Origin of the sequence: Sphingosinicella sp. YJ22 (assembly GCF_011320075.1) — a bacterium.
Taxonomy (GTDB): domain Bacteria; phylum Pseudomonadota; class Alphaproteobacteria; order Sphingomonadales; family Sphingomonadaceae; genus Allosphingosinicella.
In genome coordinates this window covers 40212-66097 of record NZ_JAANPA010000007.1, presented here as the reverse complement: position 1 = coordinate 66097, position 25886 = coordinate 40212, and the positions used below count along the sequence as shown (strand labels likewise).

At 69.8% G+C, this 25886-nt stretch carries 20 protein-coding genes and 1 tRNA gene; 11 read left to right on the top strand and 10 right to left on the bottom strand.

Annotated features, from left to right (window positions below; translation table 11 throughout):
- Window positions 1–83 precede the first annotated feature (83 nt).
- The 3 genes from G7B71_RS04295 to G7B71_RS04285 all read right to left on the bottom strand — a co-directional run bounded on the left by G7B71_RS04295 (window position 84) and on the right by G7B71_RS04285 (window position 1115).
- Window positions 84–500 (bottom strand): hypothetical protein, encoded by a 417-nt coding sequence (locus G7B71_RS04295; protein ID WP_166038227.1) that lies wholly within the window; start codon window positions 498–500, stop codon window positions 84–86.
- A gap of 112 nt (window positions 501–612) precedes the next feature.
- Window positions 613–688: transfer RNA gene (locus G7B71_RS04290), tRNA-Ala, on the bottom strand.
- 100 nt (window positions 689–788) lie between these two features.
- Window positions 789–1115 carry a TIGR02300 family protein gene (locus G7B71_RS04285; RefSeq protein WP_166038225.1) on the bottom strand — a complete coding sequence of 109 codons (327 nt, stop codon included), beginning with the start codon at window positions 1113–1115 and terminating at the stop codon, window positions 789–791.
- A gap of 139 nt (window positions 1116–1254) precedes the next feature.
- On the opposite strand from G7B71_RS04285, the gene cmk reads away from it, so the two are divergent.
- From cmk to G7B71_RS04270, 3 genes are all read left to right on the top strand, one after another.
- Complete coding sequence (cmk, locus tag G7B71_RS04280; protein WP_166038223.1) at window positions 1255–1875, top strand: (d)CMP kinase; 621 nt, start codon at window positions 1255–1257, stop codon at window positions 1873–1875.
- A gap of 69 nt (window positions 1876–1944) precedes the next feature.
- A complete protein-coding gene (locus tag G7B71_RS04275; protein ID WP_166038221.1) occupies window positions 1945–3696 on the top strand; it encodes an adenylate/guanylate cyclase domain-containing protein in 1752 nt (583 codons plus the stop codon).
- Window positions 3696–4724, top strand: a complete 1029-nt coding sequence (locus G7B71_RS04270; RefSeq protein WP_166038219.1) for a toll/interleukin-1 receptor domain-containing protein — start codon at window positions 3696–3698, stop codon at window positions 4722–4724. The genes G7B71_RS04275 and G7B71_RS04270 overlap by 1 nt, the downstream gene beginning before the upstream one ends.
- Before the next feature lie 19 nt (window positions 4725–4743).
- On the opposite strand, the gene G7B71_RS04265 is transcribed toward G7B71_RS04270, so the two are convergent.
- Complete coding sequence (locus G7B71_RS04265) at window positions 4744–4956, bottom strand: hypothetical protein (protein WP_166038217.1); 213 nt, start codon at window positions 4954–4956, stop codon at window positions 4744–4746.
- 140 nt (window positions 4957–5096) lie between these two features.
- Here G7B71_RS04265 and G7B71_RS04260 point away from each other — a divergent pair, with 140 nt between their 5' ends.
- Complete coding sequence (locus tag G7B71_RS04260) at window positions 5097–5273, top strand: hypothetical protein (protein WP_166038215.1); 177 nt, start codon at window positions 5097–5099, stop codon at window positions 5271–5273.
- Between the two features lie 89 nt (window positions 5274–5362).
- A complete protein-coding gene (locus tag G7B71_RS04255) occupies window positions 5363–6019 on the top strand; it encodes an FkbM family methyltransferase (protein WP_166038213.1) in 657 nt (218 codons plus the stop codon).
- On the opposite strand, the gene G7B71_RS04250 is transcribed toward G7B71_RS04255, so the two are convergent.
- The 4 genes from G7B71_RS04250 to G7B71_RS04235 all read right to left on the bottom strand — a co-directional run bounded on the left by G7B71_RS04250 (window position 5955) and on the right by G7B71_RS04235 (window position 10658).
- On the bottom strand, window positions 5955–6998 hold the full coding sequence (locus tag G7B71_RS04250; protein ID WP_166038210.1) for a glycosyltransferase family A protein: 1044 nt from the start codon (window positions 6996–6998) through the stop codon (window positions 5955–5957). The two genes, G7B71_RS04255 and G7B71_RS04250, sit on opposite strands and share 65 nt — an antisense overlap.
- A gap of 2 nt (window positions 6999–7000) precedes the next feature.
- The gene (locus tag G7B71_RS04245; protein WP_166038207.1) at window positions 7001–8053 is read right to left on the bottom strand and encodes a glycosyltransferase family A protein; all 1053 of its coding nucleotides are present in this window, start codon (window positions 8051–8053) and stop codon (window positions 7001–7003) included.
- On the bottom strand, window positions 8050–8820 hold the full coding sequence (locus G7B71_RS04240; protein WP_166038205.1) for a hypothetical protein: 771 nt from the start codon (window positions 8818–8820) through the stop codon (window positions 8050–8052). The genes G7B71_RS04245 and G7B71_RS04240 overlap by 4 nt, the downstream gene beginning before the upstream one ends.
- A gap of 116 nt (window positions 8821–8936) precedes the next feature.
- Window positions 8937–10658 carry an ABC transporter ATP-binding protein gene (locus G7B71_RS04235; protein ID WP_166038204.1) on the bottom strand — a complete coding sequence of 574 codons (1722 nt, stop codon included), beginning with the start codon at window positions 10656–10658 and terminating at the stop codon, window positions 8937–8939.
- An 84-nt stretch (window positions 10659–10742) separates the two neighbouring features.
- Between G7B71_RS04235 and G7B71_RS04230 the strand changes: the two genes are divergently transcribed.
- The 6 genes from G7B71_RS04230 to G7B71_RS04205 are packed head-to-tail and all read left to right on the top strand — an operon-like array spanning window position 10743 to window position 15669.
- On the top strand, window positions 10743–11183 hold the full coding sequence (locus G7B71_RS04230; protein ID WP_166038202.1) for a lasso peptide biosynthesis B2 protein: 441 nt from the start codon (window positions 10743–10745) through the stop codon (window positions 11181–11183).
- On the top strand, window positions 11180–12106 hold the full coding sequence (locus tag G7B71_RS04225; RefSeq protein WP_166038200.1) for a hypothetical protein: 927 nt from the start codon (window positions 11180–11182) through the stop codon (window positions 12104–12106). The genes G7B71_RS04230 and G7B71_RS04225 overlap by 4 nt, the downstream gene beginning before the upstream one ends.
- A 59-nt stretch (window positions 12107–12165) precedes the next feature.
- Window positions 12166–12447, top strand: coding sequence for a PqqD family protein (locus G7B71_RS04220; protein WP_166038198.1), 282 nt, complete (start codon window positions 12166–12168; stop codon window positions 12445–12447).
- Window positions 12444–14369: an asparagine synthetase B gene (locus tag G7B71_RS04215; protein ID WP_166038196.1), complete on the top strand. Its 1926-nt coding sequence runs from the start codon at window positions 12444–12446 to the stop codon at window positions 14367–14369. Before G7B71_RS04220 ends, G7B71_RS04215 begins: the two co-directional genes overlap by 4 nt.
- Complete coding sequence (locus tag G7B71_RS04210; protein WP_166038193.1) at window positions 14362–15447, top strand: nucleotidyltransferase family protein; 1086 nt, start codon at window positions 14362–14364, stop codon at window positions 15445–15447. The genes G7B71_RS04215 and G7B71_RS04210 overlap by 8 nt, the downstream gene beginning before the upstream one ends.
- A 30-nt stretch (window positions 15448–15477) precedes the next feature.
- Window positions 15478–15669: a hypothetical protein gene (locus tag G7B71_RS04205; RefSeq protein ID WP_166038191.1), complete on the top strand. Its 192-nt coding sequence runs from the start codon at window positions 15478–15480 to the stop codon at window positions 15667–15669.
- Window positions 15670–15786: 117 nt separating this feature from the next.
- Here the strand turns inward: G7B71_RS04205 and G7B71_RS04200 are convergent, their stop codons facing one another.
- Window positions 15787–22281 carry an Ig-like domain-containing protein gene (locus G7B71_RS04200; RefSeq protein ID WP_166038189.1) on the bottom strand — a complete coding sequence of 2165 codons (6495 nt, stop codon included), beginning with the start codon at window positions 22279–22281 and terminating at the stop codon, window positions 15787–15789.
- A gap of 435 nt (window positions 22282–22716) precedes the next feature.
- Entirely contained in the window at window positions 22717–25884 is a 3168-nt protein-coding gene (locus G7B71_RS04195) for an autotransporter outer membrane beta-barrel domain-containing protein (RefSeq protein WP_166038187.1), read from the bottom strand.
- Window positions 25885–25886: the final 2 nt, after the last annotated feature.

Sequence of the window (25886 nt, the reverse complement as noted above, 5' to 3'; positions counted from 1 at the left end):
GATTTGTTTACCAGCGGCGCAATCGCGTTAACTTCGATTTCTGTGGGTCGTGCCGAGGCGGAACAGCCCGGCACCGCAAGGTATCAATGCGCCGGCGCGTGACCCTCGCCATGGGCTCCGCCCGACCGCCACGCGCGCTGGCTCAGCGTGGAGCCGGTGCAACGATATTCGTGGGTGATGCCGTGATCGCTGTGATGGCCGACCGTCTCGAGCGGCGAGATCGCCACCGGCCCGTGATGCGCCCCGCCCGGCACGGAGAGCAGCCGCCGCATCGCCGCGTTGCACGCGTCGTGGGAGGCGTAGCGGCGGCTCTCCTCGCCAAGGAAGGCGGCGTGGCGCTCGCCGCTGGCGACATGTTCGGCGTGATGCGGCCGGTAAAGGTCGGCGCCGTAGGGCGGCCCATAGGAGCCGGGCCACAGCCGCTCGCCGATCGGAAAGCGCTCGCCGCAGCCGGCGAGCAGCACGAGACATGAAAGAATCAGGACCGCACCGCCGCGCATCGCCGCCCTCCCCCAAAGAGAGACGAGCATAGCGCGCGATCCGTCATCGGAACAGCGACTGGGATTGTTGGCGATGGCAAGAAGGCTCGCCAGCCGTAGCTTTAGAGAAGGCTGGTGGAGCCGAGGGGGATCGAACCCCTGACCTCTACAATGCCATTGTAGCGCTCTCCCAGCTGAGCTACGGCCCCACACCTTCGTCACCGGCCGCTGGGTTCCGGCCGGAAGCGCGCATTTAGGCAAGGCGGGCGCGGCGCGCAAGCCGTTCGCCCGCCCTTTTTTTGAGGAAGCTTACGCCTCCTCGTCCTCGTCCTTGGCGCCCGCCACGCCGATATCGTCGTCGCCGCCGAGATCGACCTCGTCGTCCGGATTCTCCTCGGCTTCTTCGTCGACGTCGATCTCGAGATCGTCGCCCGCGAGATCGGAATCCGCGGTTTCCTTTTCCTTCTCGGGCTTGGCGGTCTCGTACGGAAGCGGCTGCTTCGACTTCAGCACGGGCTCGGGATACCAGTTCACGCCGCACTCGATGCAGGTGACCGGATCCTCCTTGCCGAGGTCATAGAAACGGGCCGAGCATTTGGGACAGGTCCGCTTGGTGCCCCATTCAGGCTTCACCATGGGTGAATATCTCCAGTAACAGAAACTTGGGCCGCTCTCAGGTTGAGGCGTCGGCGCCGGATCGGCGGGCGCCTTGCCACAGGCAGGTGCCGCTGTCAAAAGCCCCGCGCATGTCTGCCGCCGCGCCCCCGCCCCGCCCATGATCATCGCCGTCGACGGACCCGCGGCAAGCGGCAAGGGCACAATCGCCCGTGCGCTCGCCAGGCATTACGGCCTGCCTCACCTCGATACCGGGCTGCTCTACCGCGCGGTCGCCCTCAACCTGCTTCAGGCCGGCGGCGACCCGGAAAGCGAATTTTCCGCGGTCCGCGCCTGCGACATCTCGCAGATCGATTTCGCTGACCCCGAGCTCAAGGGCGAGACGGTCGGCGGAATCGCCTCGCGGATCAGCGCCTACAAGATGGTTCGCGAGGCCCTGCTGGAGCGCCAGCGCACGTTTGCGGCGTCGCCCGGCGGCGCCGTCCTCGACGGGCGCGACATCGGCACCGTCATCGCGCCCCGGGCCGAGGCCAAATTGTTCGTCACCGCGGCTCCGGAGGTGCGCGCCAAGCGACGCTTCGCCGAGCTCGTCGGCTTCGGCCTCAACGTCCATTATGAGGACGTCCTGGCCGACATCCGCGCCCGCGACGAGCGCGATTCGGGCCGCGCGGAAGCGCCGCTCAAGCCCGCGCATGACGCCCACATTCTCGACACCAGCGCGATGAGCGCCGAACAGGCAGTTGCGGCCGCCATCGAAGTGGTGGAGCAACGTCGCGCCTGAAGCCCCGCCGACCTTGGCGGCGCTTCCCGGATCGGCCATGGTTCGGCGTCACATCGCGGGGTTGAGGGGATGAGCGACGCGGTCAGGGAGGCGCGGGAGGCGCGCAAGCGCGGCGACCTGTTCGGCGCCTATGACATCGCCGCTCGGGCGATCGCCGACGGCGATCCTTCCGAAGACCTCAAGCACGAGCAGGCGCTGGCGCTGGCGCGGATGGGCGACACCGAGCGGGCGCTGTCGCTCTATCACGCCCACGGCCTCGACTGCAGCGACGATCCCGACAAGCGCGCGCTGGGCGCGCGGCTGCTCAAGGACCGCGGCATCGAGGCCGGTTCGCAGGAGGAGCTGGCCGGCGCCTATTATGCCTATCGCCGGATCTTCGAGGAGACCGGCGATTCCTATCCGGGCATCAACGCCGCCTCGCTCGCGCTGCTGACCGGCCAGGCCGACGAGGCGCGCCAGCTCGCCGGGAAGATCCTGACCCTGCCCAACGTGACTGAGCCGAAGGATTATTATTGCGGCGCTACCCGCGGCGAGGCGCTGCTGATCCTCGGCGACACTCCGGCCGCGACCGAGGCGCTGCGCGAGGCGGTGGCCCTGCCGGGCGCCAATTTCGGCGACCAGGCCGGGACCCTGCGCCAGCTCAAGCTCGTCGCCGATGCCGCCGGAGTCGCGGACGCCGAGCGTGAGACGCTGCTCGACGCGATCCGCCCGCCCTCGGCCTTCCATTATGTCGGCCACATCTTCATGGCCGACTCGGAGACCGAACGGCGGCTCAAGCAGCGGATCGCCGCCATCCTCGACGAGCGCAAGGCCGCCCATGCCTTCGGATCGGCGGCGGCGGGCGCCGACATCCTGGTCGCCGAGACGGTCCTCGAGCGCGGCGGCGAGCTCCACATCGTCCTGCCTTGCGCCAGGGCCGACTTCATCGCCCAGTCCGTGCGGCCCGCGGGCGAGGCTTGGGTCGAGCGCTTCGAAAAGGTCCTCGCCGGCGCGCGGCGAGTCAGCTTCGCGACCGAGATGGAGTTCGTCAACGACCCGTCCCTGTTCGCCTATGGCGCGGCGGTTGCCATGGGCATGGCGCGCCTGCGCGGCCAGCATCTCGCAACCCGCTGCTTCCAGCTCGCCTTGTGGGACGGCAGCCCCGGCGGCCCGGTCGGCACCGCCGCCGACGTCCGGCTGTGGCGCGACCATGGCGGGGAGACGGTGGTGATTGCGCCCGAGGGCGTCGATCGCGGCTATCCGAGGCCGCCGGCGGGCGATCCCCCGCCCTTTCCGCGCCGCCTCGCCTCGATCCTGTTCACCGATTATGCGGGCTACTCGCAGCTGACCGAGTCCGCTCTGCCCGCCTTCGACACCGAGGTGATGGGCCGGATCTCCGAGGTGCTTGCCGCCCACGATCCCGCCGTGATTGCCGCCAACACCTGGGGCGACGCCCTGCATGCGGTCGTCGATGGCGCCGGCCCCGGCGCCGATGTCGCCCTCGAGCTGCAGCGGACGCTGATGGAGGTCGACCCGGCGCTGCTCGGCCTCCCTCCGGACCAGGGTGGCATGCGCATCGCCGTCCATTTCGGCTCGGTCTACGAGACCACCGACCGGGTCACCGGCCGGCCCAATTTCCAGGGCACCGAAGTGTCGCGGGCGGCGCGGATCGAGCCGGTGACCCCGCCGAACACGGTTTACGTGACCGAATCCTTCGCCGCGATGCTCGCCCTGTACGCGCCCGAGCGCTTCCGCTGCCGCTATGTCGGGCGGATCGACCTTGCAAAAAAGTGCGGGACGTTCCCAATGTACCGACTGACCGCGCGTGAGGGGAGACGGTAATGGCGACGACAGGCGGTGGAAGCAGCTCCTTCGGGGAGGGGATGGTGAGCCGCGACAAGTCGCCGATGCTCTTCGTCAGCCACCACTCGTCCAAGCTCGAAGTGGCCGAGCATGTCGAGCGGGCGCTGAACATCAAGGGCGTGCGCTGCTGGATCGCGCCGCGCGACGTCGAGCCCGGTGCGTCCTTCGCCCGCGCCATTCCCCAGGCGATCGGCGAATCGAGCGCGGTGCTGCTGCTGTTCTGCTCCAATTCGGCCAAGAGCCGCCACGTCGAGCGCGAGTTGATCCTCGCCGACCAGCTCGGCAAGGCGATCATCCCGCTGCGGCTGGAGCGGATCGACCCGGGCGAACTCAGCTATCACCTCGCCGCGTCGCAATGGATCGACTGGCTCGAGCAACGCGACGAGGCGATCGACCGAATCGCATTGAAGGCGCGCGACCTTCAGGTCCAGGCGCAGAACGGCACGCCCAAGACGGGCACGGTGTCGATCGACGAGCCGGAAGCCAAGCCGGCGGTCGACATCACCAAGGCCAAGAGCACGCCTCCGCCGCCGGCCCCACCCCCGCCGCTGCCGCCGGTCTCGCTCGACCGCTCCGTCCCCGCCCGCCCTCCCCGGAGCGAGGCGCCCGGCAGTGGGGCTGCAGACACCGGCGCTCAGCCGCACGAGCCAATGCCCGCCGAGCCCGGCAAGCCGAGCAAGCTGCCCCTGTTCCTCGCCCTTGGCGGCGTCGGCGCGGTGCTGCTGATCGCGCTGATCTATTTCGCGGTGTCAATGCGGTCGCCCGCCACGGTGACCGAGACCTGGTTCGCGGGCGCGTGGAGCTACGATGAGGATTGCGGCGAGCCGATCCGCTTCGACTCCAACGGCGATCTCGTCACCGCCTCCGGCGAACGGGGCACCTGGTCGATCGAGGACGGCCGCACGTTGGTCGCGGAGATGGACGAGGAAGTGACCCGCTCGACCCTCGCCCGCGTCGGCCGCGACGAGGTCCGCACCGGCGACGGCTCCCTGTTCCGCTGCGATTGACGGGGCGGCCCTGCGGCCCTCAGTGCAGGGTCGAGTCCGCCGGGTCTTCGCCGAGCACCTCGATCAGCCGCTGGATCTGCCGCCACCGGCAATAATGGATGACGTTGCCGAGATCGCGGCTGCGGCTGGCGCGCGCCGCCGCCTCGTCGGCCGCGAATCCGCCGAACTGATCGATGAGCTCGGCCGCCTCGGCGGCGGCGGCGGCGTCGGGCAGGTGGACGTGAAGGTGCAAGACGCAACTACCTGTGAACGATGGGATGGACCGACCTTTAGGCGGCGCGGGCTTACGAAGTGCCGCACAGCCATGTTCAACAAGTTGTTGAGCATATTCCGGCGCTGGAACGCGGGCCCAGCGGCTGCCATAGCTTGGTCATGACCGATCCCGAACCACGCCGGGGCAGCGCCGCCGGCGGCTCCATGCTCGCTCTCGCCATCGTCGCCGGGGCCGCAATCGGAATCGCCCGGGGCGAACCGACGATCGGCGCACTCGCCGGCCTTGGCGTCGGCCTCCTGCTCGTCCTGATCGTCTGGCTGGCGGGCCGGCGCTGAGGATTCCGCTCCCCTGGGCGCTGAAACGCGTTGTCCGCCGCGCTCTGCTCGGCATTCGTCGCGATGCGGCGACCGGCCATCTTTATTACATGGTCGACGGCTGGCTAGTCTTCCTTCGCTTCGTCGGCGAGGCGCCGCGCGCGGCCGACCGCCGGCTCTGGTTCGAGACGGTCTATTTCAACCGCTATTTGCCGACCGGAAGCGACTGCGTGGTCGATATCGGGGCTGGCCTCGGCATCGAGGCGGCGATGCTGGCGGCGCGCTCGCCGGGCGTCCGCTACGTCGCCAACGACATCCAGCCCTGGGTCTATGAATGCCTGTCGCTGACCTTCGCCGGCCTTCCCGAAGGCTATCAAGCCTTCGGTCTCGCCATCGGCGACGCTCCGGTGCGGATCACCCCGACCCGCGAGGGGCTGGACGCCGCGATCAGCGACAGCGGCCCGGTGCATGTCGCCAATGTGCAATGGCCGGACTTCAAGCGGCGCTTCGCGATCGAGCGGGTCGACCTGCTCAAGATCAACGCCGAGGGCGCCGAAGTCGCCCTGCTCGACCATATCGACCTGGCGGACGTCGCGCGGGTCGCGGTCGCAGTCCATGACTTCCGGGCCGATCGCGGCGACGGCGAGCAGTTCAGGACCCGCGCCAAGGTGACGGCGATCCTCGAAAGCGCCGGTTTCGCGATCAGTCCGCCACTTCCTTATGACTGGCTGTTCGCCGAGCGGCCGGCTGGGGCCGCCACTCGATGATCGCGGCGGCGCCAAGCCGGCGTCGCGCGCGGCGATTGCGCAGCGCGAGCAGGTTGCGCATCGCTAAGCGCAGGGCGCGCGGGCTGATCTCGGCGGCCGTGGCCCAGGCGAGCAAGGCGGCGTCGCGCGGGCGGACGCGCAGACGGCCGGTCCTCAGCATCGGCCCAAGCACGCCGGGGCGTCGCCCGGCCCACAGTGAGGACGATCCGCCCGACAGGAAGACGCGCGGATCCAGCCTGCCGCCCCGCCTGTCCCGCGTGAGCAGCGGCGCATAATCCTCACCGCGCCGGTAGGCGGCGAGGCAGTCGTACATCTTGCCGATCGCCTCGTGGAGATCGCGCTGCCCGTCCGCGAAGCGCGTGCTCTTGCCGGTCTGCCGGACCGCCATGAGCGGCTCCGGCACGACCAGCACCGCGCCCGCCTCCGCCATGCGCAGGAACAGGTCGACATCCTCCCATTTCGCCGCGCCGGCGCGGTAGCCGCCGATCCGTTCGAACGCAGCCTTGCCAAACATGATCGAAGTGTGCGGGAAGGGCGCCATCTCGGTGGGGTGCAGCAGCGGCGCATAGCTGGCTGGCCGCACGCGCCGCCCGCTATCGTCGATCGTCTCGGCCAGCACCCCGACCAACACCGCATCGGGGCGTTCGGCAAGCGCGGCCATTTGCCTGGCGAGGCGTTCGGGCGCGGCGACGTCGTCGGCGTCCATGCGGGCGACGATCGGCGCCCGCGCCTGCTCGACGACGAAATTGGAGCTGCCGACCGGCCCGAGCCGCGCGTCCTTCTCGAACAGCCGAATCCGCGCATCTTCAGCCGCCAGGCGCCGCAGCAGCGCGCGTGTCCCGTCTTCGGACGCGTCGTCGAGGATGATCAGCTCGAAATCGGAGAAGGTCTGGCGAAGGATGCTGCGCACCGCCTGCTGCGCCCATTGCTCGACATTGCGCGCGGGCATGACGACGCTGAGCGGCGGCGGGCCGGCCAAGGCTAGCGCGCGGCCGCGGCGGGGTATTGCGCGGATGCGGTCACGGCATCGGGATCGCGCGGCGCCATCTCCCACTCGACGAACTCAAGTCCGGTCAGCCTGTGGCGCACCCGCGCATTGCGCGCCTTGCCGATCAGCTGGAGGAGCAGGCGCAGTGAGCGCGGGCTCACGGTAGCCCAAGTCACGAACGCGAGCGCCTGAGCCGACACGAGGTTCGGCCGGAGCGCCGCGCGCCGCAGCATCCGTCCGAAGACATGACTGCGCCGCCCGCTCCACAGCCGCACCCAGGAACGGGCGACGAAGATGCGCGGGTGGATCCGCCCGGCACTTGGCCTGCCGAGCAGCGGCGACCAGTCGCGCCCTTGGCCGTGAAGCGCCGCCGACCGGTACATCACGTCGAGCGCCTGCTCGATCCGGTCGCCATGACGCTCGCGAATGCTCGACGCCGAGTGGCGATAACGCGCCAGCACCTCGGGAATGACCAGGATCCGTCCCTCCTCCGCCATGCGCCAATAGAGGTCGAGATCCTCCCACGCATCGGCCTGGGAGCGGTAGCCGCCGGCGCGCGAAAAGGCCTCGGCCCGGAACATGACGGTGGAATGGGCGAACGGAGCGAAGGACGAGGGCTTGAGCAGACGCGACAGATTGGCCGGCTGCACGCATCGCCCGCGCGGGTCGATGCCGTCGGCGAGCGCGCCGACCAGGACCGCGTCCGGCCGCCGGGCGAGCAGCGCGACCTGGCGGCGCAGGCGCGACGGGTCGCAAATATCGTCGGCATGGGCGATCGCGACCAGCGGCGCGCGCGCCTCGGAAACGACCCAATTGGCGCTGCCCGCGAGCCCGGACTTGGTCGGCCGGCGCAGAACGCGGATGCGGTCGTCCTCGGCGGCCAGCCTCGCCAGCACCTCGCTCGTGCCGTCATCCGAGCCGTCGTCACCGACGACCAGCTCGAAATCGGCGAAATCCTGGGCAAGGATGGAGCGGATGCTGCTCTCGACGAAGGCGCGGCCGTTATGGACCGGCAGCACCACGCTGACCGCCGGAGCCCGAGTCACGCGCGGCCCTCCTGGTGTAGGCGCGCGAGGACGCTGCCCGGAGGCGCGGGCCGGTGCTTGAAACTCTTGATCCGCTCGTTCCAGAAATGGACCGAGACCGTCCGCGGGGTGATGACGTCCTCGATCCCACGGCCCGGTTGAAGGATCCAGTCCGCTTGCTGCCAGGGCACCGGGTAGAGGACGTCCTGCGGCACCGCGACGTTCGCCAGCCCGTGGGAATGGGCCAGGTAGGTCAACGCCACCGGGCCGGCGCTCCCCCAGGGCAGCTTGGCCAGGTCGACTCGGCCGGTGGTCATCAGGCGCCATCGCGCTGCCAGGCGCGAGCGCCGCGGCAGCCACGGCATGACCTTCTTTTCCTCGAAAATCTCCAGCAGGGGCTGGATGAGCGGCGATTCCTGCGGCAGGCGCAGCACGCCCGTCGAGACTCGGCCCGGCTCATATTCGCCGATCAGATAGTCGCTGGCGCCGTCGAGCGGCCGGACGAGATAGGCGTCGCAATCGAGCCAGGTGCCGAGGCCGCGGCGCTGCAGCTCGTAGCGGAAGCGGTTGGAGAATAGCGAGACGCTGCCGCTGTGATGGCGAATGATGCTGCTGCGCGGCAGGATCTGCCCCGCGTCGCGCAGGGTGACGCCCGCCGGCACTCCTGCCGGCTTCTCATAGCAATAGAGGCTGAGACGGTGCCCCTGGCGAAGCACCGAGCGCAGGCAGGCGCGCTCGATCGGGCCGAGCGACGCGCCGATCCACAAGGACGCACATTCGACCGTCACCGCGGCACCCCCGCGGCACTCCGCAAGCCATTCGAATTCACGATAACGCAAAACCTCAGCACCACGCCGCTGCCCTAGCAGGGCGCGGATCGAACTGCCACTCGCGGATGCTGGGCCTAGGCGCGCAGGGCCGCCGCCGGTTCCTGGACGGGCTCGAGACTGATCACCCGGTCGCACCGCGCCAGCACGGACGGCCGGTGAGCGACCATGATCACGGTGACCTGGCCGTAGAGCGCGCGGATCGCCGCCAGCACGGCCGTCTCGGTGGCCTCGTCGAGAGCATTGGTCGCCTCGTCGAGCACCAGCACGCCCGCCTGCTTGTAGAGCGCGCGAGCGAGGCCGATGCGCTGGCGCTGGCCGCCCGAGAGCTGGACCCCGCGCTCGCCGACCCGGCTGTCGAGCCCGTCCGGAAGCGACTCGACGAAGCTGTCGAGCTGGGCGGCGCGCACCGCCTGGTCGAGCCGCGCCCGGTCGACCGCGTCCGCATCCTGGCCGAGCGTCACGTTAGCGGCGATGCTGTCGTCGGCGAGATAGATGAATTGCGGGACGTGGGCGATATTCGCCTGCCACGCCCGCCGTAGCTCGCGCGTCAACGGCTGGCCGTCGATCAGGATTCGGCCGCCGTCGGGCTCGATCAGGCCCATCAGCAGGTCGACGAACGTGCTCTTGCCGCTGCCGGTCGGCCCGGCAAGGCCGACCCACTCGCCCGCTTCGATGGTGCAGTCGAGATCGCGGACGACCGGCCGGTCCGGCCGATAGGCGAAGCTGAGGCGGTCGAAGCGGATCTCCTGGCGGAGCGGCAGCGGCGCCGGCCGCGGCCCGTCCTCCCGCTCGATCGGCAATTCCATCAGCATGGCGACATCGTGCAGCGACTGGTGCTGGGCGGAGACCTGGCTGTAGCCGGCCCACACCTGCTGGAGCAGAGGAAGCAGCCGCTGGGCGCCGAGCGCAAGCGCGCCGAGCACCGGAATCGCCTCGGCGATGCCGCCCGCGCCGCGGCTCACCAGCAGCGCCACGCCGGCCATGACGATGACGGCGACGGCTTCGACCGCGTAGCGCGGCGCTTGCCCCAGGAACACATTCTCCGCCTGGGCGCGGCGGTTGCGGACTTCGAACGCGTCATATTTGGCCTGGTGCAGCGCCTGCGAGCCGTCGAGCAGGATGTCGCGGATTCCTCCGAGCGCCTCCCGGACGGTGCGCGCGCGCGCGGTGATCGACGCCGAGACTACGCGGCTGTTCGCTTCGAGCCGGCGGCGCACGAGCAGGCTGACCGCCGCATAGGCCGCGGCGGTGGCGACCGCAGCGATGCTCGCCGCGACCGCATCGACGAGCAGCAGAGCGGTCATCACGAACAGCGCGAGCACCGCGGCGACGAAGCCCTGGATCGCTGGGTAGATGAGCGTCCCGACCAGCCGCTCGACCTTCTCCATGCCGGCGAGCATCTCGCTGCTGTTGCGGCTCAAATAAGCGAGATAGGGCTGGCGCAGCATCCGGCCGAAGACCAGCCCGGCGAGCTCCCGACCATAACCCATGGCGAACTTCTGCTGCCGCCACAACAGGGTCAGGCGGAGCACCACAAGCAGCAGCGTCGCCCCCGCGAGCAGCAATGCGGCGCTGGCGATCGGAGGCCCCACGGACGCCAGCCGCTCGCGCACCTCCACCGGCAGCGCCGCCCCGGCGGGATCGGCGAGGAGGGCGAGAAAAGGCAAGGCGGCGCCGATCGCGAACGCCTCCGCCGCCGCGCACACTGTCGTGGCGACGAGCAGCAGGATGAACTGCCGCCGCCGCGCCGGGCTCATTGCCGCATAGAGTCTCGCAAAAAGGGCCCGCCGGGTCATTGCGGCAAACCCTAGGGACGCGCTGCGTCGCCGCCAAGCCGCCGCGCACGTTGCGCGCAGGCGCAGAAGGGCTAAGCTCCGGCCATGACGTCGTCGGCACCGCCCCTGCGCTCTTCCCGGGCCCGCGGCATCGCCAACCGGCTGCTGGTGCTCGAGGCGATCGTCAATCTCCTTCCGGCCGCGCTCGCCGTACGCTTCCTGTCCTTCGCGCGTGTCGTCGAAGGGCGCCGCAGGGTGCGCCGGCGGCGCGGCGGCGCCGAGCCCCGCCGCCTCGCACGGATGGTCGAGATCGCCCGCGCCAAGGTGCCATGGCGCGCCAAATGCTTCGAATCCGCTCTGTGCCTGCGCGCGATGCTGCGCCGGCGCGGCATCCCGTCGACGCTTCACTACGGCATCGGTGCGGCGAACGATGGCGCGCTCAACGCCCATGTCTGGCTCAGCGTTGGCGGCGAGGTGCTGATCGGCGGCGAGAATGCCGCGCAATTCGCCTGCGTCGCCACCTTCTCGAACGAGGCCGCGGATTGACCCGGGCGCCGCCGCGCGCCCTGTTCGGGCTCGCCGTCCATTCGGAGCTGCCGCTGCCCGGCCTGCCGGGCGCGGCAGACGATGCGCCGCGAGTCGAGGTCCGCTACGGCCCGGTGCCGGCGCAGGACGGCCATCTCCGCATCACCGACGAAGGGGCGCTGGCGCTCCAGGTTCCCAAGGTCGGCCGCTTCCTGGTCAGCGGCGGCGACAGCATCGTCATCGACCCCGCCCCCGACGCCGGCGAGCGGGAGCTTCGCGTCTATCTGCTCGGCTCGGCCTTCGGAGCGCTGCTCCACCAGCGCGGCCTGCTGCCGCTCCACGCCAATTGCGTCGAGATCGCCGGCCGCGCCGTGGCCTTCGTGGGACGCTCCGGCGCCGGCAAGTCGACGCTCGCCCATTGGTTCCAGCGCCACGGCCATGCCATCCTCGCCGACGACGTCGCGGCGATCGCGCCGACTGATCCGCCACTCGCCCTCCCCGGCGTACCGCGACTGCGCATGTGGCAGGATGCGCTCGAGGCGGCCGGACTCGACGGCGGCGCCTATCCGCGCTCGTTCGCCGGCCAGGACAAGTTCGACGTTCCCGCCGCCGCCCAAGGGCAGGCCTTGCCGCTCGGCGCCTGCTACCTGCTCGCCGAGGCCGCCGAAGGCGAGACGCACGGAATCTCCCGCCTCACCGGCATCGACGCGTCCGAGGCGCTGATCGCCAATACCTATCGCGGCGGCTTCGTGCCCTTGCTCGGGCGCAGCGAGCAGCACCTTCGGTCCTGTATCACCCTCGCCCGCCAGGTGCCGCTGTTCCGCGCCGTGCGCCGCTGGGGCCGCGACCATTATGACGAAGACGCCGCACGCCTTCGCGATCATGCCGAGGCCTTGCTCGGCGCGTCACCCAACGCCTTGGCTCGGACGGCCATAACCGGTTGAAACCGCTGCCCGAGCGCGTGCACAGTGCGCCGAATGTGAGCGTTCAGTGGGGGAACGGAATGTCGGATTGGATCGTGGCCCGCCGTGCCGCCCTCAGCGAGGCGGAGCTCGACGGCGAGCTGCTCGGCCTCCATGTCGAGCAAGGCACCTGCTACGGGTTCAACGGCACCGCCACGCGGGTGTGGAAGATGATCGCGCAGCCCACCCGCCTCAGCGCGCTGCGCGATGCGCTCCTGCTCCAATATGACGTCGATGCCGAGACTTGCGAGCGGGACCTGCGCGGGCTTCTCCGCACGCTCGAGCAGGACGGGCTGGTCAGCATCGACGACTCGCCCCCGTGACCGCGCTCGCCGGCTATTGGAGCTTGTCCGGCCGGCCTGACGCCGGCCGCACCTGCGAGCGAATGCTCCAGGCGCAGCAGGTCTATGCGCCCGACCCCAAGTCCGCCGCGACATGGGGCGACCGCGAGATCGCGCTCGGCCGTCGGCTGTTCCGCCAGCTTCCCGAGGAGCGCTTCGACCGCGCGCCGATGGTCAGCGCGGAGGGACGCCGAGTCCTTGTCGCCGACGTCCGTCTCGACAATCGCGACGAGCTCGCCGACGCGCTCGGCATCGCCGAGCCGAGCGGGCTGGCCGACTCCGCGATCCTGATGGCAGCGCTCGACCGCTGGGACGAGGAGGCGGTGGACCGGCTCGATGGCGACTTCGCCTTCGCCCTGTGGGATTCGGGGCGGCAACGGCTGGTGCTGGCCCGCGACTTCATGGGCCAGCGGCCGCTCCATTTTCACCGCGGCTCGGACTTCGTCGCCTTCGCCTCGATGCCCAAGGGCCTCCACGCGCTCCCCGAGGTGCCGCCCGCGCCGGACCGCGACATGCTCGCCCGCTTCCTCGCGCTGATGCCCGAAGGCGGCACCCGCACCTTCTTCGCCGGCGTCGAGCGCGTGCCGGCCGGGGCGATCTGCATCGTCACCCGCGACGGCCTCTCGACCCGCCATTACTGGCAGCCGGGCACCACCACGCTCCGCCTCGGCCGCGACGAGGAGTATGAGGAGGCCGTCCGCGCGGCTCTCGACCGCGCCGTCGCGGTCCGGCTGCGCGGCGCCGAACAGGGTGTCGGCGCGACTCTCAGCGGCGGGCTCGACAGCAGTGCGGTTGCAGCCACGGCGGCACGCCTGCTCGGGCCGTCGGGCAAAGTCGCCGGTTTCACTGCGGTGCCGCGCGAAGGCTATGACGGGGCGATCCCACACGGCCGCTTCGGCGACGAGGGGCCGCTCGCGGCAGCGGTCGCCGCCCGCTACCCGAATATCGAGCACGTCCTCGTCCGGACCAACGGCCGTTCGCCCTTGGCCACGCTCGACCGCAATTTCTTCCTGTTCGAGCGGCCGGTGCTCAACCTGTGCAACGGCGTGTGGATGGACGGCATCATGGACGCCGCCAAGGCGCGCCGGCTCCCGGTCATGCTGACCGGCCAGATGGGCAATATGAGCTTCAGCTATGCCGGGCTCGAGCTGCTGCCGGAGCTGCTCGCCGGCGGCCGCTGGCTGCGCCTCGCGCGCGAGATCGCCCGCCTGCCCGGCAACGGCATCCGCCGGCGCAGCGCCCTCGCCCACACGATCGGCCCGTTCATGCCGGGCTGGCTGTGGCAGTCGATCAACCGGCGGATGGGCAAACATTTCCGCCTCGGCGACTATAGCGCGGTCAATCTCGCCACCGCCCAGGCGCTTCAGGCCGACGCTGCGGCGGCCGGGCTCGACTTCAGCTACCGCCCCCGCCGCGATCCCGTCGGAACCCGCCGCTGGGTGATCGGCCGAGTCGACATGGGCAATTACAACAAGGGCTATCTCGGCGGCTGGGGCATCGATGTTCGCGATCCGAGCGCCGATCGGCGCCTCCTCGAACTCTGCCTTTCGATCCCGGCCGAGCAGTTTCTCAAGGACGGCCTGCCCCGCTCGCTCGCCCGGCGCGTGCTCGCCGACCGGCTGCCGGCCGCGGTGGTTCAGGAACGGCGCAAGGGCCTGCAGGCGGTCGACTGGCACGAGGGCGTCGCCGCCGCCCGCGACGAGGCGCGGCTGGAGGCGGAGCGCATCGCCGCGGTCGACGGCGCGGCCGAGATCCTCGAGACCGGCAAGCTCGGCGCGCTGCTCGACGACTGGCCTGAGGGCGGCTGGAACAGCAACAAGGTCACCAGCCGCTACCGCCTCGCCTTGCTGCGCGGCCTGTCCGGCGGCCATTTCCTCCGCAAGGCCGCCGGCTCGAATGCCTGAGCCGCTGCTGCCGGAATTCCGTTATGCAATCGCCTGCTGCCGCTGGAGCCGCACGCCGGAGCAGGATCGCTGGCTGCGCGAGCAGGCGATCGACTGGCCGCTGTTCCTGCGCATCGCCCGCCGCCACCGCATCGAGGGCCTGGCGTGGCGCGCGCTTCGCCAGGCCGGGGTGACGGTCCCGGCGGACGTCGCGGGCGCGCTTCAGGCCGCGGCCGACCGCATCGGCCGCGACAATCTCGCCGCCGCCGCCGAATGCGCGCGCCTCGCCGCCCGCTTCGACGCCGCGGCGATCCCCCTGCTGTTCGTCAAGGGACTGACCCTGAGCGCGCTCGCTTATGGCAGCATCGTGCCCAAGGCGGGCTGGGACATCGACATCCTCGTCGGCGCGGACGACCTCGCCGGCGCCGCGTCGCTGCTCCAGGCGGACGGCTACGAGATGGTCGTTCCGCTAGGGCCCGCGACGCCGGAACGGATCGCGGCATGGCACCAGCACGCCAAGGAATCGGTGTGGCGCCACCCGGGACGCGGCATTCATGTCGAGCTCCACACCGCCCTCGCCGACCATCCGATGCTGCTCGCCGGAGTCGGCATCGGCTCGCCGCGCCAGAAAGTACGGGTCGCCGAGGGAATCGTCCTGCCCACCCTGCGGCTGGAAGAATTGTTCGCCTATCTCGCCGTCCACGGCGCCTCGAGCGCCTGGTTCAGGCTCAAGTGGATCGCCGATCTCGCCGCCTTGCTCGAGGGCTGCACGCCGGAGGAGATCGCGGCGCTCTATCGCCGCTCGCAGGAGCTCGGCGGGGGCCGTGCGGCGGCGTTGGCCGTGTTGCTGCTCGACACCCTGTTCGCGACGCCGCTGCCGCCGGCCTTGGTCGCGGAGCTGCGCGGGGAGCGCGCCAATCGCCGGCTCGTCGCCGCCGCCATGCGCAGCATGTCCGGCCGCGCCGCCGCGACCGAGCTCGACCGGCTGTGGCTCGGCACGGCCTGGATCCACCTCACCCAGTTCGGCCTGCTTCCCGGCCCGCGCTACAAGCTCAGCGAGCTGCGCCGGCAAGTCCGGTCGTTTCTGGTCCGCAACTGACGTTTGACAGTCGGTTAACGAGTCGCCAAGGTGCCGGCACTGTACCGTTCGGAGGAAGTCATGGGCGCGCGCAACGAGAATGAACTTCCCGCGATTGAATCCGAAACCTTGGACAGCGCCGAGCGCCTGACCTGGGTGCGCCCCGAAGTGCGGCGCATGGTCGCCGGCAGCGCCGAAGACGCGTCGGGCCCCAACGTGGACGCGATCACCAACCCGTCCTGACGTCTCGGGAGGCGGCAGGCGCCGCCCCGATTCCCGCTCCGGCTGATTTTCCCACTTCCGGCTGATTTCCGGCTTCAGGGAGGCTGCCTATGGCAGCCCCCCCCTGTCTGCGGGTCGTTACAGGATGAAGTCGCCGGCCGTGATCGGATCGGGCGGGCTGATCACCAGCACCACCTCGAAGTCGGAGACCCCGTCGCCGTTGGTATCGCCCTGGATCAGCCAGATCGGTCCGCCCAGCGAGATATTCTCGAAGCGAAGCTCTCCCGCGGTGTTGCTGAAGGCGGCGTTGCCGACGAAATTGAAGGCCTGATTGCCTCCGACCAGAGCGTTGGCGTCGATCCTCGACAGGTCGATCAGGTCGCCGCTGTTGAAGTCCTGAATGCCGTCGCGTTCCGTCGAGTTCGAGTCGGCCACCGAATCGTAGCGGAAGATGTCGTTGCCGGCCCCGCCGGTCAGGGTGTCGCCCCTGAGCCCGCCCAGGATGAGGTCGTTGCCGGCGCCGCCGGTCAGCACGTCGTTGCCCGCGCCGCCGAACAGCCGGAAATGTCCATTCGTCTCGTCCGACCCGTTGAACGCCAGGCTTTCCTCGGACCCCAGCGTGGCGCCGTTGATCGTCATCGTCGCTCCGGCGGCGAGCAGGTCGCCGTCCCAGGTGATCGAGTAATCGAACTCGGTGCCGCCGCCGCGGGCGTAGCGCTCGTCGGCCGCCCCGGAGACAGTCAGATTCTCGAGGTTGGCAAGAGCCCCGGCAAAGCCGGCCTGGGTGAAGTCGATCGTGTAATTGCCGCGCAGGAACATGCCGTCATAGCCGTCGCCGCCGTTCACCACGTCGCCCGCGGCGAAGCGGCCGCCCTCGGCGAAGAAGAAGATGTCGTTGCCGTCGCCGCCGGTGAGGTCGTCCAACCCCCTGCCCCCGTAGACGACGAACTTCGCGTCGGTTTCGGCGGAGCCGTCGAACGTGAAATCCTCGCCGGCGAGCAAGGCCGCGGCGTTGATCCGGACCTGAAGGCCCGCGGCGAAATTGGCGTCGTCGATGGTGAGGTCGTAATCGTAGAGGTTGGTCCCCGGATCGCCGAACGCGGTGTTGGAGCCGGCGAGCATCGAGATCCGCTCGATGCCCGTGATCGAGCCGTCGAGGACCAGGCCGCCGCTATAGTCGCCCTGGAGGACGATCGTATCGACATCCGGGCCGCCGGTGACGTTGTCGTCGGCGGTGAGGGCGCCGCCGAAATAGAGGATGTCGTTGCCGGCCAGCGCGCTGATCGTGTCGTTGCCGCCCTGACCGACCACGAACGTGTCGGCCTGAGGAGTGCCGGTGAGAACGTTGTCGCCGCTGTCGCCGTTGATCCTGCCGTCGTCGGCCAGTGTAATGGCGACGCTGTCGGTGTCGTTCAGGACCCCGTCGTCCGCCTCGATGCTGAGCGTGTCGGCGCCCTGGTAGTTGAGGCCGCCACGATAGACGAGGCCGTCGAGCGCGGCGTTGATCGCCGCGGCCGTTCCGATCAGTTGCACGGTCGCGGTGCCGTTGCCGGTGAAGCCGCTCAGGCCGCTGGTGTCGGCCAGGGTCAGCCGGCCGTTCGTCACCGTCAGGTCGACCGTCAGCGTGTCGCCGTCGGCGTCGGCGACGCTGATCAAATTGCCGTTGGCGGTGTTGAAGACGAGGTCGGTGTCCTCGGTGCCGCTCACCGTGCTGTCGGCGAGTGTGATCTCCGGAGCGAAGTTCGGGTCCACGAAGCCGATGTCGAGCGTGTTGTTGGTGTCGTTGCCCGGGCCCGCCGTCGGCTCGCTGTCGAGGTCGAGGCGGATGGCGCGGCTCGCGGCATAGCCGGCGAACGCCTGGCCATTATTGTCGTTGTCGACATTGTCGTCGGGATCGGTCGCTGCGGCGACGACGGTGAGGCCCTCGAGCGCTCCGCCCGAGAGGAAGTTCGACGCGTCGACCCGCACGATATAGTCGCCCGGCGCGAGATAATCGAACGCGTAGAGGCCGCTCGCGTCGGTGGTGACGGTGAGCGTGATCGCGCCCGGAGTCCCCGCCGCGGCCGGGGTGTCGATGCCCGGCTCGTAGACTCCGTCGCCGTCGTCGAGGAAGCTGATCGCCTCGTCGACGCCGTCGTCATAGACGCCGTTGTTGTTGGTGTCGGCGAACAGGGTCAGGCTGACATTGGCGATGCCGGTGTCGCCCGCGTCGAAGATGCCGTTGCCGTTGTCGTCGAGGAAGATCTGGTCGCCGAGGCTCAGCGAATCCACCGCCAGCAAGTTGGCATTGGTGCTCTGCGTGGTGATCGCCCCGGCCGGCACGTCGCGCCAGCTGATGTCGGCGTCGTTGCTGTGATAGGTGACGAGCCGGTCCTCGGTCGGCGCGTTGACCGTCGCATCATATTGGACGGTGAAGGCGTTGTCGCCCGGCACCGTGCCGACCACGATCGGCCCCAATTGGAACACCGGGTGCGGGATCGATCCCGGCACCGCGCCCGCCGCCTGGCCGTCGGCCGGCAGCCGCCGCTCGCCCTCATAGGCATAGCCGTACATGATGTCGTCGCGCGCGGCGATGTCGTAATGGTCGGCGAGGCCGGCCTGGTGGCCGAGCTCGTGCATCAGCACGGTCAACAGGTCGACGCCCTGCGACGCCGCCCCGACGGTGGCGACGAGACGGGTGCCGGTGCCGCCATATTCCTCGTCGGCGCCCGGCGTCGTGTCGAGGAACCAGCCGGCGCGGCCGCCGTCATTGTCGATATGGATGATCGAGCCGTCGCTCATGCCGAGCTGGACCCCGGTCATGTCGGCGACCGCGAAGGTCGCCGCGCGCATCGCCGCGACCTGCTCGGCGCTGGCGCCCGCATCGATCCAGCGCTGGATCGCCGCGTCGACGAGATAGTCGAGCTCGGCCTGGCTGAGCACGCCGTCGTCGACGATGACCGGGTGGGCATTGTCGTCCGGCAGCTCGCCGGCATGGTCGTCCTTGCCGCCGTCGCCGGTGCCGCCGGTGTCGCCGTCGTCGACGGGCGGCGGGATGTCGCCGGTATGCTCGTCCTTGCCGTCGCCCGCGTCGGGGATCGGCGGCGCCGGCGGCTCGGGCGCCAGCATCATCGGCGGCGGCGGCAGATTGGGCGTGCTGGGTAGCGTCGGATTGGCGCCGCCCGGCGTGTTTGCGAAGCCGTTGGTGACACCCGCTCCGACCGCGGCATTGGCGGTGCCCGTGCCCGGGCTGTTGAGAGACACCATGTGAGCCGGGAAAGCGGCTATGTCGGCTCCTCCACCGACATAGCCCGGAGCCTGGATCTGCGCGTTCGAGAAGACCGTGAAGCGCATGTCGTTGGTCAGAGCGCCCGGATAAGTGTTGTCGAAGGCGTTGTTGTCGAGTGTGACCCGGATGATGTTGTTGTGGGTGCCCGCCGACGCGCCCGCCCCGACCAAAAGAGCGCGGAGCGCATTGCTGGTCGGCCCGGTCACCAGATTGTTGGTGATCGTCGCATTCATGATGCTGGCGCTGCCGTTGGTCGCGCCGGCGGCCGACGAGATGTCGATCGCGCTGCCGTTGCCCCAGTCGAAAATGTCGTTGTTGTCGATCAGCAGGTTCATCGTGCCAGAGCCGGTCATGCGGCCCTGGATCGCGCCCGACTGCTCCGGACCGGACCCGACGACCCCGCTGGTGCCGATCGTGTTGTTCTGGATGGTAATGTCGAGCTGCGCCGACCCGCTCGTGTCGATCGCGTTGACGTTGAACGAATAGCCGGAGATCGTGTCGTTGATGGTGTTGCCGGAGGCGAGGAAGCGCAGGTCGGCGCCGCCCGACGGGCTGATCGTCACGCCGCTGCCCAGCACCACCGCCGAGCTCTGGTTGTTGGTCAGCGTGTTGTTGGTGAAGGTGACGTGGCTTGAGCCGCTCGCGCCGAGATTGGTGGCGAACTGGAAATGGTCGCCCTCGGCGTTCTGGAAGGTGTTTCCGCTGATCAAGGCGGTGATGTTGGCGGTGTTGTTCGCCTGGAGGATCAGATTGTCGTCGCCGAACGCGCCCTGGTAGCTGTTGCTGAACGTCGATCCGGTCGCGGTGAAGTTGAGCGAGCCGGTGTCGTTGCGGATCGCGAAATTGTCGTCGGCATTGGCGTTGAACGTCGAGTTGGTGACGAAGACATTGCCGCTGGCGTTGAGGATGAAGACGCCGCCCTCGTCGACCGCGTTGCCGTTGGTGCTGGACGTCACGTTGGTCAGCGACAGGCCGTTGACGTTGCTGCCGTTGATGCCGCTGCCGCCCGAGCCGGTGACGGTCACGCCGGTGAGGCTGACATTGGTGGTGCCCGTGAGGTCGATGCCGTGCCCGGTCGAGTTGAGGATCGAACCGCCCGAGCCGTTGACGCCCGCCGTTCCGACCACGGTGAAGCCGCCGGCGCCGGTGTTGGCGAGGATGATGCCGCTGGACGCGCCGCTGGTGTTGACGGTGTTGAACGTCACTCCGCCCGCGCCGATGTCGGTGCCCTGGATGTTGACCGCGATCCCGGCGCCGGTGCTGACCGTGTTGCTGCTGCCGGTGACGGTGACCGAGCCGCCGGTCGCGTTGGCCGAGAAGCCCGCCGCGTTCGTGGTGGTGATGTCGAGGCTTCCGCCGGTGAAATTGATCGCGGCACTGTTGTTGGTGATGTTGACCGCGGTGTTGCCGCCGGTGGTCAGGGTGATCTGCGATCCGGTGAAGTTGATCGTGCCGGCGTTGCTGGCGAGATCGATGCCGCCCGCGCCGCCGGTGCTCGAGATCGTGCCGCCGAACGCGACCGTGCCGCCGGTGCGGTTGCTGACGTCGACGATGTCGACGTTGGCGGTGCTGTTGGTGAGGTTGGCGTTGATCGTGACGTTGGCGCTGCCGCCGTTGATCCTGACGGCGTCGAGGTTCGGATCGTTGGCGCTGCCGATCGAGCCGCCGCTCACGGTCACTGCGCCGGTGGCGCTGCCGATGACGATACCGTGGCCGCCGGTGCCGTCGATGTCCACCGACGTGAAGGTCAGCGTGCCGCTGGTGCTCGAAATGTCGATGCCGCCGGCCTGGGTGTTGTCGATGGTGACGGTGCCGAACTGCATATTCGACGAGCCGCCGGAGATGAAAATGCCCTGATTGAGTGAGGTGCCGGCGATCGTGACGTTGCCGCCGTTGAAGGTGCCGCCGGTGAGGTTAACCAGGCCAATGGCGTTGGTCGTGACCACGCCACTCGACCCGAGCGCCGTGAAGGTCGCACCAGACCCGCCCAGCGCCGTCCCGCTGAGGCTCAGAATCTGGCCGGTCGTGGTGGTGATCGAGTTGCCCGCTCCGGTGACGGTGAGCGTGCCGGCATTGTTGGCGACGAAGCCGTTGGCGGTCTGGGTCGCGATGGCGAGGCCGGCGAAATTGGTGCTGCCGCTGTTGCTGCCGAGGTCGACGCCCGCCGCGAGCGCGTTGGGGCCCATGTTGAGCGAGGTGCCGCCGGCGAAGCTGGCGGTGAGGTTGGTGTTGTTGCCGCCGATCGAGATGCCGACCTGGTTGTGGGTGCCCGACGCATTGTCCATCGTCGTGAAGCCGGTGACGGTGAAGGTGCCGGTCAGCGCGGTGCCGGCGGTGACGCCGTCGAGATCGATGACTCCGCCGGCGCCGCTCGAGGCGTGCGAGGTCAGCGACTGGAAGGTGACGTCGAGGTCGCCGCCATTGTCGATGTCGACCATCTGGCCGAGGCCGTCGATCTCGACGTCGGAGATGACGAGGTTGCCGACGCTTCCGCCATTGTCGCGGATGCCGACCGCGACCGCCGCCTCGCCGACTAGGTCGATGCCCATGATCGTGTTGTTCTGGGCGAGCTGGACGCCGAAGGTCGAATATTCGATCTGGGTGTCGGTCTGGACCGAGCTGACGTTGATTCCGTTGACGATGAAGTCGGCCGCCACGCCCTCGCCGCGCAGGATCTGGCCGGTCTCGAGCTCGATGCCGCTGTTATAGGCGTTGGCGCCGCGCGCGTAGACGAAGATGGTGTCGCTCGCGCCGTCGACGTCGCCGGCGCCGCCGGCCCCGTTCAGCGGGGCGAGGCTGGTGAACGGCTTGAGATAGGAGCCGTCCGGAGCGCCGTTGGCGCCGGCATAATTGGCGTCGACATACCAGACGAGGCCGTCGACATCGATGCTCACCGTGCCCTCGTAGCCGGCGACGTTGGTCAGGCCCTGGGCGTCGGCGACCGAATATTGGAAGCTCGCCGCGCCGGTGAAGCCGGTGTTCGGCGTGAAGGTGACGGTCTCGTTGATCGTGTCGATGGTGACGGTGCCGTTGACCGCGCCGGACACGCCGGTGATCGTCATCGTCGCGTTGCTGCCGTCGGGATCGATGTCGTTGCCGAGCAGTTCGGCGAAGGTGAAGGTCTGCGGCGTGTTGCCGCTGATCGTCGCGGCGTCGTCGACCGCCATCGGGCCGATCTTGACCGATCCGGGGACCAGCGTGAGGCCGTTCAGCAGGTCCTCGATGGAGACGTCGAGCGCCTCGTCGCCGGTATTCTCGAATGTCAGCGTGGTGCGGATGACGTCGCCGGCATCGCCGAAATTGTCGCCGTCCTGGTCGTCGAAGAATTGCTGGAAACGCGTACGAACGCTGAAATTGGCCGGCATCTGAAATCCCCCACCGAGGCGCTCACGCCCAGAGCGCGCGACTCAAGCGGCTCTCCCTGCCGCAGCGGGAGAGTTATGCATGATTCAGGGCAAGCGGCTAGGATGATTCACTATTTATTAGGTTATTCCTCCTCGCCCCGCCGAACCGTCCAAGATCGGCGCGAGTCGCGGCGCTAAGTTAAGCTTGGCTCGACTTGGCCAAAAAGATGGGCGCCGACGGCTGCCACGCCGGCGCCCTAGGCCCCTCCCCCTGGTGGGGAGGGGTTGGCCTTTTTCAGCCCCTCCCCTTCAGGGGAGGGGACCGAGGGGTGGGGAGCGGCGAAGGCCCTCGATGGGCCTGAGCCGCTGCAGGACCTCGCTCGGGGGCATCGAGCCCCCTCGCTCGCCTCCACCCCCAACCCCTCCTCTGAAGAGGAGGGGCCGATCCATTCCTCCCTAGAAGCCGATGCCCAGCGAGATCCGGCCGCCGACCGCGGCGTGGCCGTCCTGCTCCTCGGCGAGCAGCTCGGCGCCGATCACCGTGCCGCCCTGGCCGCCGACGAGGCGCAGGGCGCCGGTCCAGCCCGAACTGCGCTCCTCCGGCTGAAGGGTGAAGTCGTCGCCGTCGCCGAACCGCGCCACCGTCTCGCCGAGCGCCCCGGCGAGAATCTGGCGGCGGCCGCCCTCCGCCTCGGCGCGGAGCCAGAACTGGTCGGCCTCGCGGCTGCCCCATTCCATGCCGAGCGCGAGCGCCGCGGTGCCGGCGAGCTCGTCGCTGTCGCGGCCGTCGACGATGAGGTCGATGGCGTCGCCGCCGCCGGTCTCGGCATAGCCGTCCTCGCTGAGGCGGTAATAGTCCAGGCCCAGCGACGGGCGCAGACGAAGCCCGCCCAGCGCGATGTCGTAGGACAGGCCGGCGCCGGCCGAGAGCAGGGTGCCGTTCCACTCGCCATTGGTGGTGCGGGTGACGTCCTCGCCGTCCTGGGTGGTGCCGGTGAAGATCCGCGCCGAGTCGAACGACACGCGCGCCGCCGAGCCGCGGACGAAGCCGTGGAACGGGCCGAAGGTGCCGCGCCAGTAGGCGGCGAGCTCGAACTGCTCCGAGCGCACCGAATTGTCGTTCTCGCCGTCGGAATCGGAGCCGGTGACGTAGGCGAGGCTGGCGCCGAGGCTGCCGGCGCCGAGCGCGCGCTCGAGCCCGCCCGAGGCGGCCCAGCCGCTGACGTCGTAGGACGCGGTGTCGCCGAGGTCCTTGGACGTGCCGAAGCCCGCCTGCTGGATCCACAAGCGCCAGCCGCCGCCCATCTCGGTGCCCGCCGGGCGCGGGTCGTTGAGGAAGCGAGCGGTGGTGCGCGAGCCCAGCGTCACGGTCTCGAAGGTGCCGCCGGCATGGTCGGGAAGAAGCTGGGTGAGCTGCGCGCGAAGCGCGTCGCCGCTGGCGAGGCCGAGGAACACGCCGGCGACGTCGACATCCGAATCGAGCGCGGCGAACACCGCGTCATAGGCGCGAGTCGCCGAACCGTTGAGGCCGAGCTCGCTTGCGGTCTTGCGGGCGATGTTGACCGCGACCTCGCCCGCCGCGGCGTTGGTCTCGACCGTGCCGCGGAACAGGAAGGGCAAGGTGTCGCTGTCGAAGCCGATCGCCCCGGCGGCGGTCAGCGAGCCGGCGTCGACGACGACGTAGCGGCCCGCCGCCTCGCTGACGTTGCGAAGGCGGACGCGGATCTCCGTGCCGGTGCCGAAGCTCGCCGCGCCGGCGACGTCGTAGCGGGTGTTGGTCCCCGCCGCGCCGTCGATGTCGACCCCGAGGGTGGAGCCGTTGCCGACCGCCAGCGAGTTGATCGCGACCGCGCCGGCATTGGTGAGCTGGAGCGTGCCGCCGGCCAGCGCGACGTCGAGGCCGCCGGAATTGGCGAGGCTGCCGACGAAGCGCGCGGTGCCGCCGATGTCGAGCCGGTCGGCGCCGCCGCCGAAGTCGGCGACCCCGCTGAACAGAGCGGCTCCGGACAGCGCGAGGCGGTCGGCGCCGGCGCCGAACGCGGCCCGGCCGGAGATCGTGCCGTCGGTGACCTCGAGGAGGTCGTTGCCGCTGCCGAAGCGGATCTCGCCGATGATCGCGGGGACCGGCGTGCCGGTGCCGGCGAGGCGGGCCTGGCGCACCGTCGCTCCGGACGTGTTGGCGCTGAGGTCGATGGCGATCGCCGGGGTCGCGGCCGCGCCGCCCGCCGCGGCGATGAGGTTGCTGTTCTCGATGAGGGTGACTCCGCCGCTGAGGTCGGCGATCGCGACCGCCGCGCCGTTGGTGCCGGCGGTCGCCTCGATGCGGCCGGTGTTGCGGATCGTCGCGACGGCCGCGCCGGAGTCGATCTGGACCGCGCGGCTGAGGTCGCCGGAATCGCCGCCGCCCTGAGCGCGCACCGCGCCGGTGACCCGGACCGCCGGGACGCTGGCGCCGCTGCCGATGCGGATGGCGGTCGCGTTGGCGCCGTTGGAGGTGGCCGTGACTGTGCCGCTCACCGTCATTCCGCCGGCGATGGCGACGTTGCCGCCGAGCCCGCCGATCTGGAGGCCGGTGCCGTTGACTCCGGCATAGACTCCGACTCCGGTGATTCCGCCCTCGATGACGAGGCCGTGGCCGTTGGCGTTGCCGGTCACCGCGCCGATGGCGATGGTGTCGGTCGGCGAGCCGATCAGAACCGCCGGAGCGGCGCCGGCCGAGGTGATGTTGGCGGTGCCTTCCTGGGCGTCCTTGACGCCGTCGTCGTCCTCGTCGTCGTCGGTGGTGCTGTTGTTGGGCGGCGGCGCCGCGAAGACGATGCCGCCGGCGACGTCGCCGCCGATGCGCACCGCCGGGCCGCCCTGGAGGAGGTCGTCGGAGTCGAGCTTGGTCACGTCGGCCGGCGGCGTCGTCGAGCGGTAGCCGGTCGCCGACACGCTGCCCTGGAAGACCAGCGCGCCGCCGATGTCGCCGTCCAGCGCCACCCCGACGCTGTTGTGCCCGCGCACGCCGACCGCGCCGTTCACCGTGACGTTGCCGGTGACCTCGCCGGCGCGGATTCCGAAGCTGTTGTCGCCGAGCACGTCGATCGTGCCGCCACTGGTCAGCGCGCCGGCGAGACGGCTGTCGAGCGCGATTCCGGCGGACTGGTTGCCCTCGATCTCGATTCGCCCGGAATTGACGATTGAGCCGGTGAAGGTGCCGCCCGGCGCGATTCGGATGCCGTAGCGGCGCAGGCCCTGAGCGAACGGGCCGTCGGTGTCGCCGTCCTTGTCGGCGTCGGCCGGCGTGTAATCCTCGGCGAGGCGGATGATGCCGCTGTTGGTGATGGTGCCGCTGCGTCCCGGCTGCGCGAGAATCCCGGTCGAGTCGTTGCCGTTGAGGATCTCGATCGTACCGGCGTTGCTGACACTGTTGTTGCTGTCGATGTTGACCCCGGTACCGCCGCCCAGCTTGATCGAGCCGGCGCTGGTCACGACGACATTGTCCGGCGCGCCCGAGGTCGCGGTGGAGGTCTGGATCGGCGCGGTGACCGCGGTGGCCACGCTGCGCTCGGCGAGGGCGTGGGTGCCGGTCGCGGCGAGGAGGACCGGGGTCAGGCAGGTGCAGGCCAGCAGGTGACGCATTC

Bases quoted from the DNA above. Each gene is read 5' to 3' on its own strand.
- G7B71_RS04255 (WP_166038213.1), top strand. From the start codon at position 5,363: ATGGTCGACGGCTGGCTAGTCTTCCTTCGCTTCGTCGGCGAGGCGCCG.
- G7B71_RS04230 (WP_166038202.1), top strand. From the start codon at position 10,743: ATGACGTCGTCGGCACCGCCCCTGCGCTCTTCCCGGGCCCGCGGCATC.
- G7B71_RS04235 (WP_166038204.1), bottom strand. From the start codon at position 10,658: ATGACCCGGCGGGCCCTTTTTGCGAGACTCTATGCGGCAATGAGCCCG.
- G7B71_RS04270 (WP_166038219.1), top strand. From the start codon at position 3,696: ATGGCGACGACAGGCGGTGGAAGCAGCTCCTTCGGGGAGGGGATGGTG.
- G7B71_RS04210 (WP_166038193.1), top strand. From the start codon at position 14,362: ATGCCTGAGCCGCTGCTGCCGGAATTCCGTTATGCAATCGCCTGCTGC.
- G7B71_RS04295 (WP_166038227.1), bottom strand. From the start codon at position 500: ATGCGCGGCGGTGCGGTCCTGATTCTTTCATGTCTCGTGCTGCTCGCC.
- G7B71_RS04285 (WP_166038225.1), bottom strand. From the start codon at position 1,115: ATGGTGAAGCCTGAATGGGGCACCAAGCGGACCTGTCCCAAATGCTCG.
- cmk (WP_166038223.1), top strand. From the start codon at position 1,255: ATGATCATCGCCGTCGACGGACCCGCGGCAAGCGGCAAGGGCACAATC.
- G7B71_RS04195 (WP_166038187.1), bottom strand. From the start codon at position 25,884: ATGCGTCACCTGCTGGCCTGCACCTGCCTGACCCCGGTCCTCCTCGCC.
- G7B71_RS04220 (WP_166038198.1), top strand. From the start codon at position 12,166: ATGTCGGATTGGATCGTGGCCCGCCGTGCCGCCCTCAGCGAGGCGGAG.
- G7B71_RS04260 (WP_166038215.1), top strand. From the start codon at position 5,097: ATGACCGATCCCGAACCACGCCGGGGCAGCGCCGCCGGCGGCTCCATG.
- G7B71_RS04200 (WP_166038189.1), bottom strand. From the start codon at position 22,281: ATGCCGGCCAATTTCAGCGTTCGTACGCGTTTCCAGCAATTCTTCGAC.
- G7B71_RS04275 (WP_166038221.1), top strand. From the start codon at position 1,945: ATGAGCGACGCGGTCAGGGAGGCGCGGGAGGCGCGCAAGCGCGGCGAC.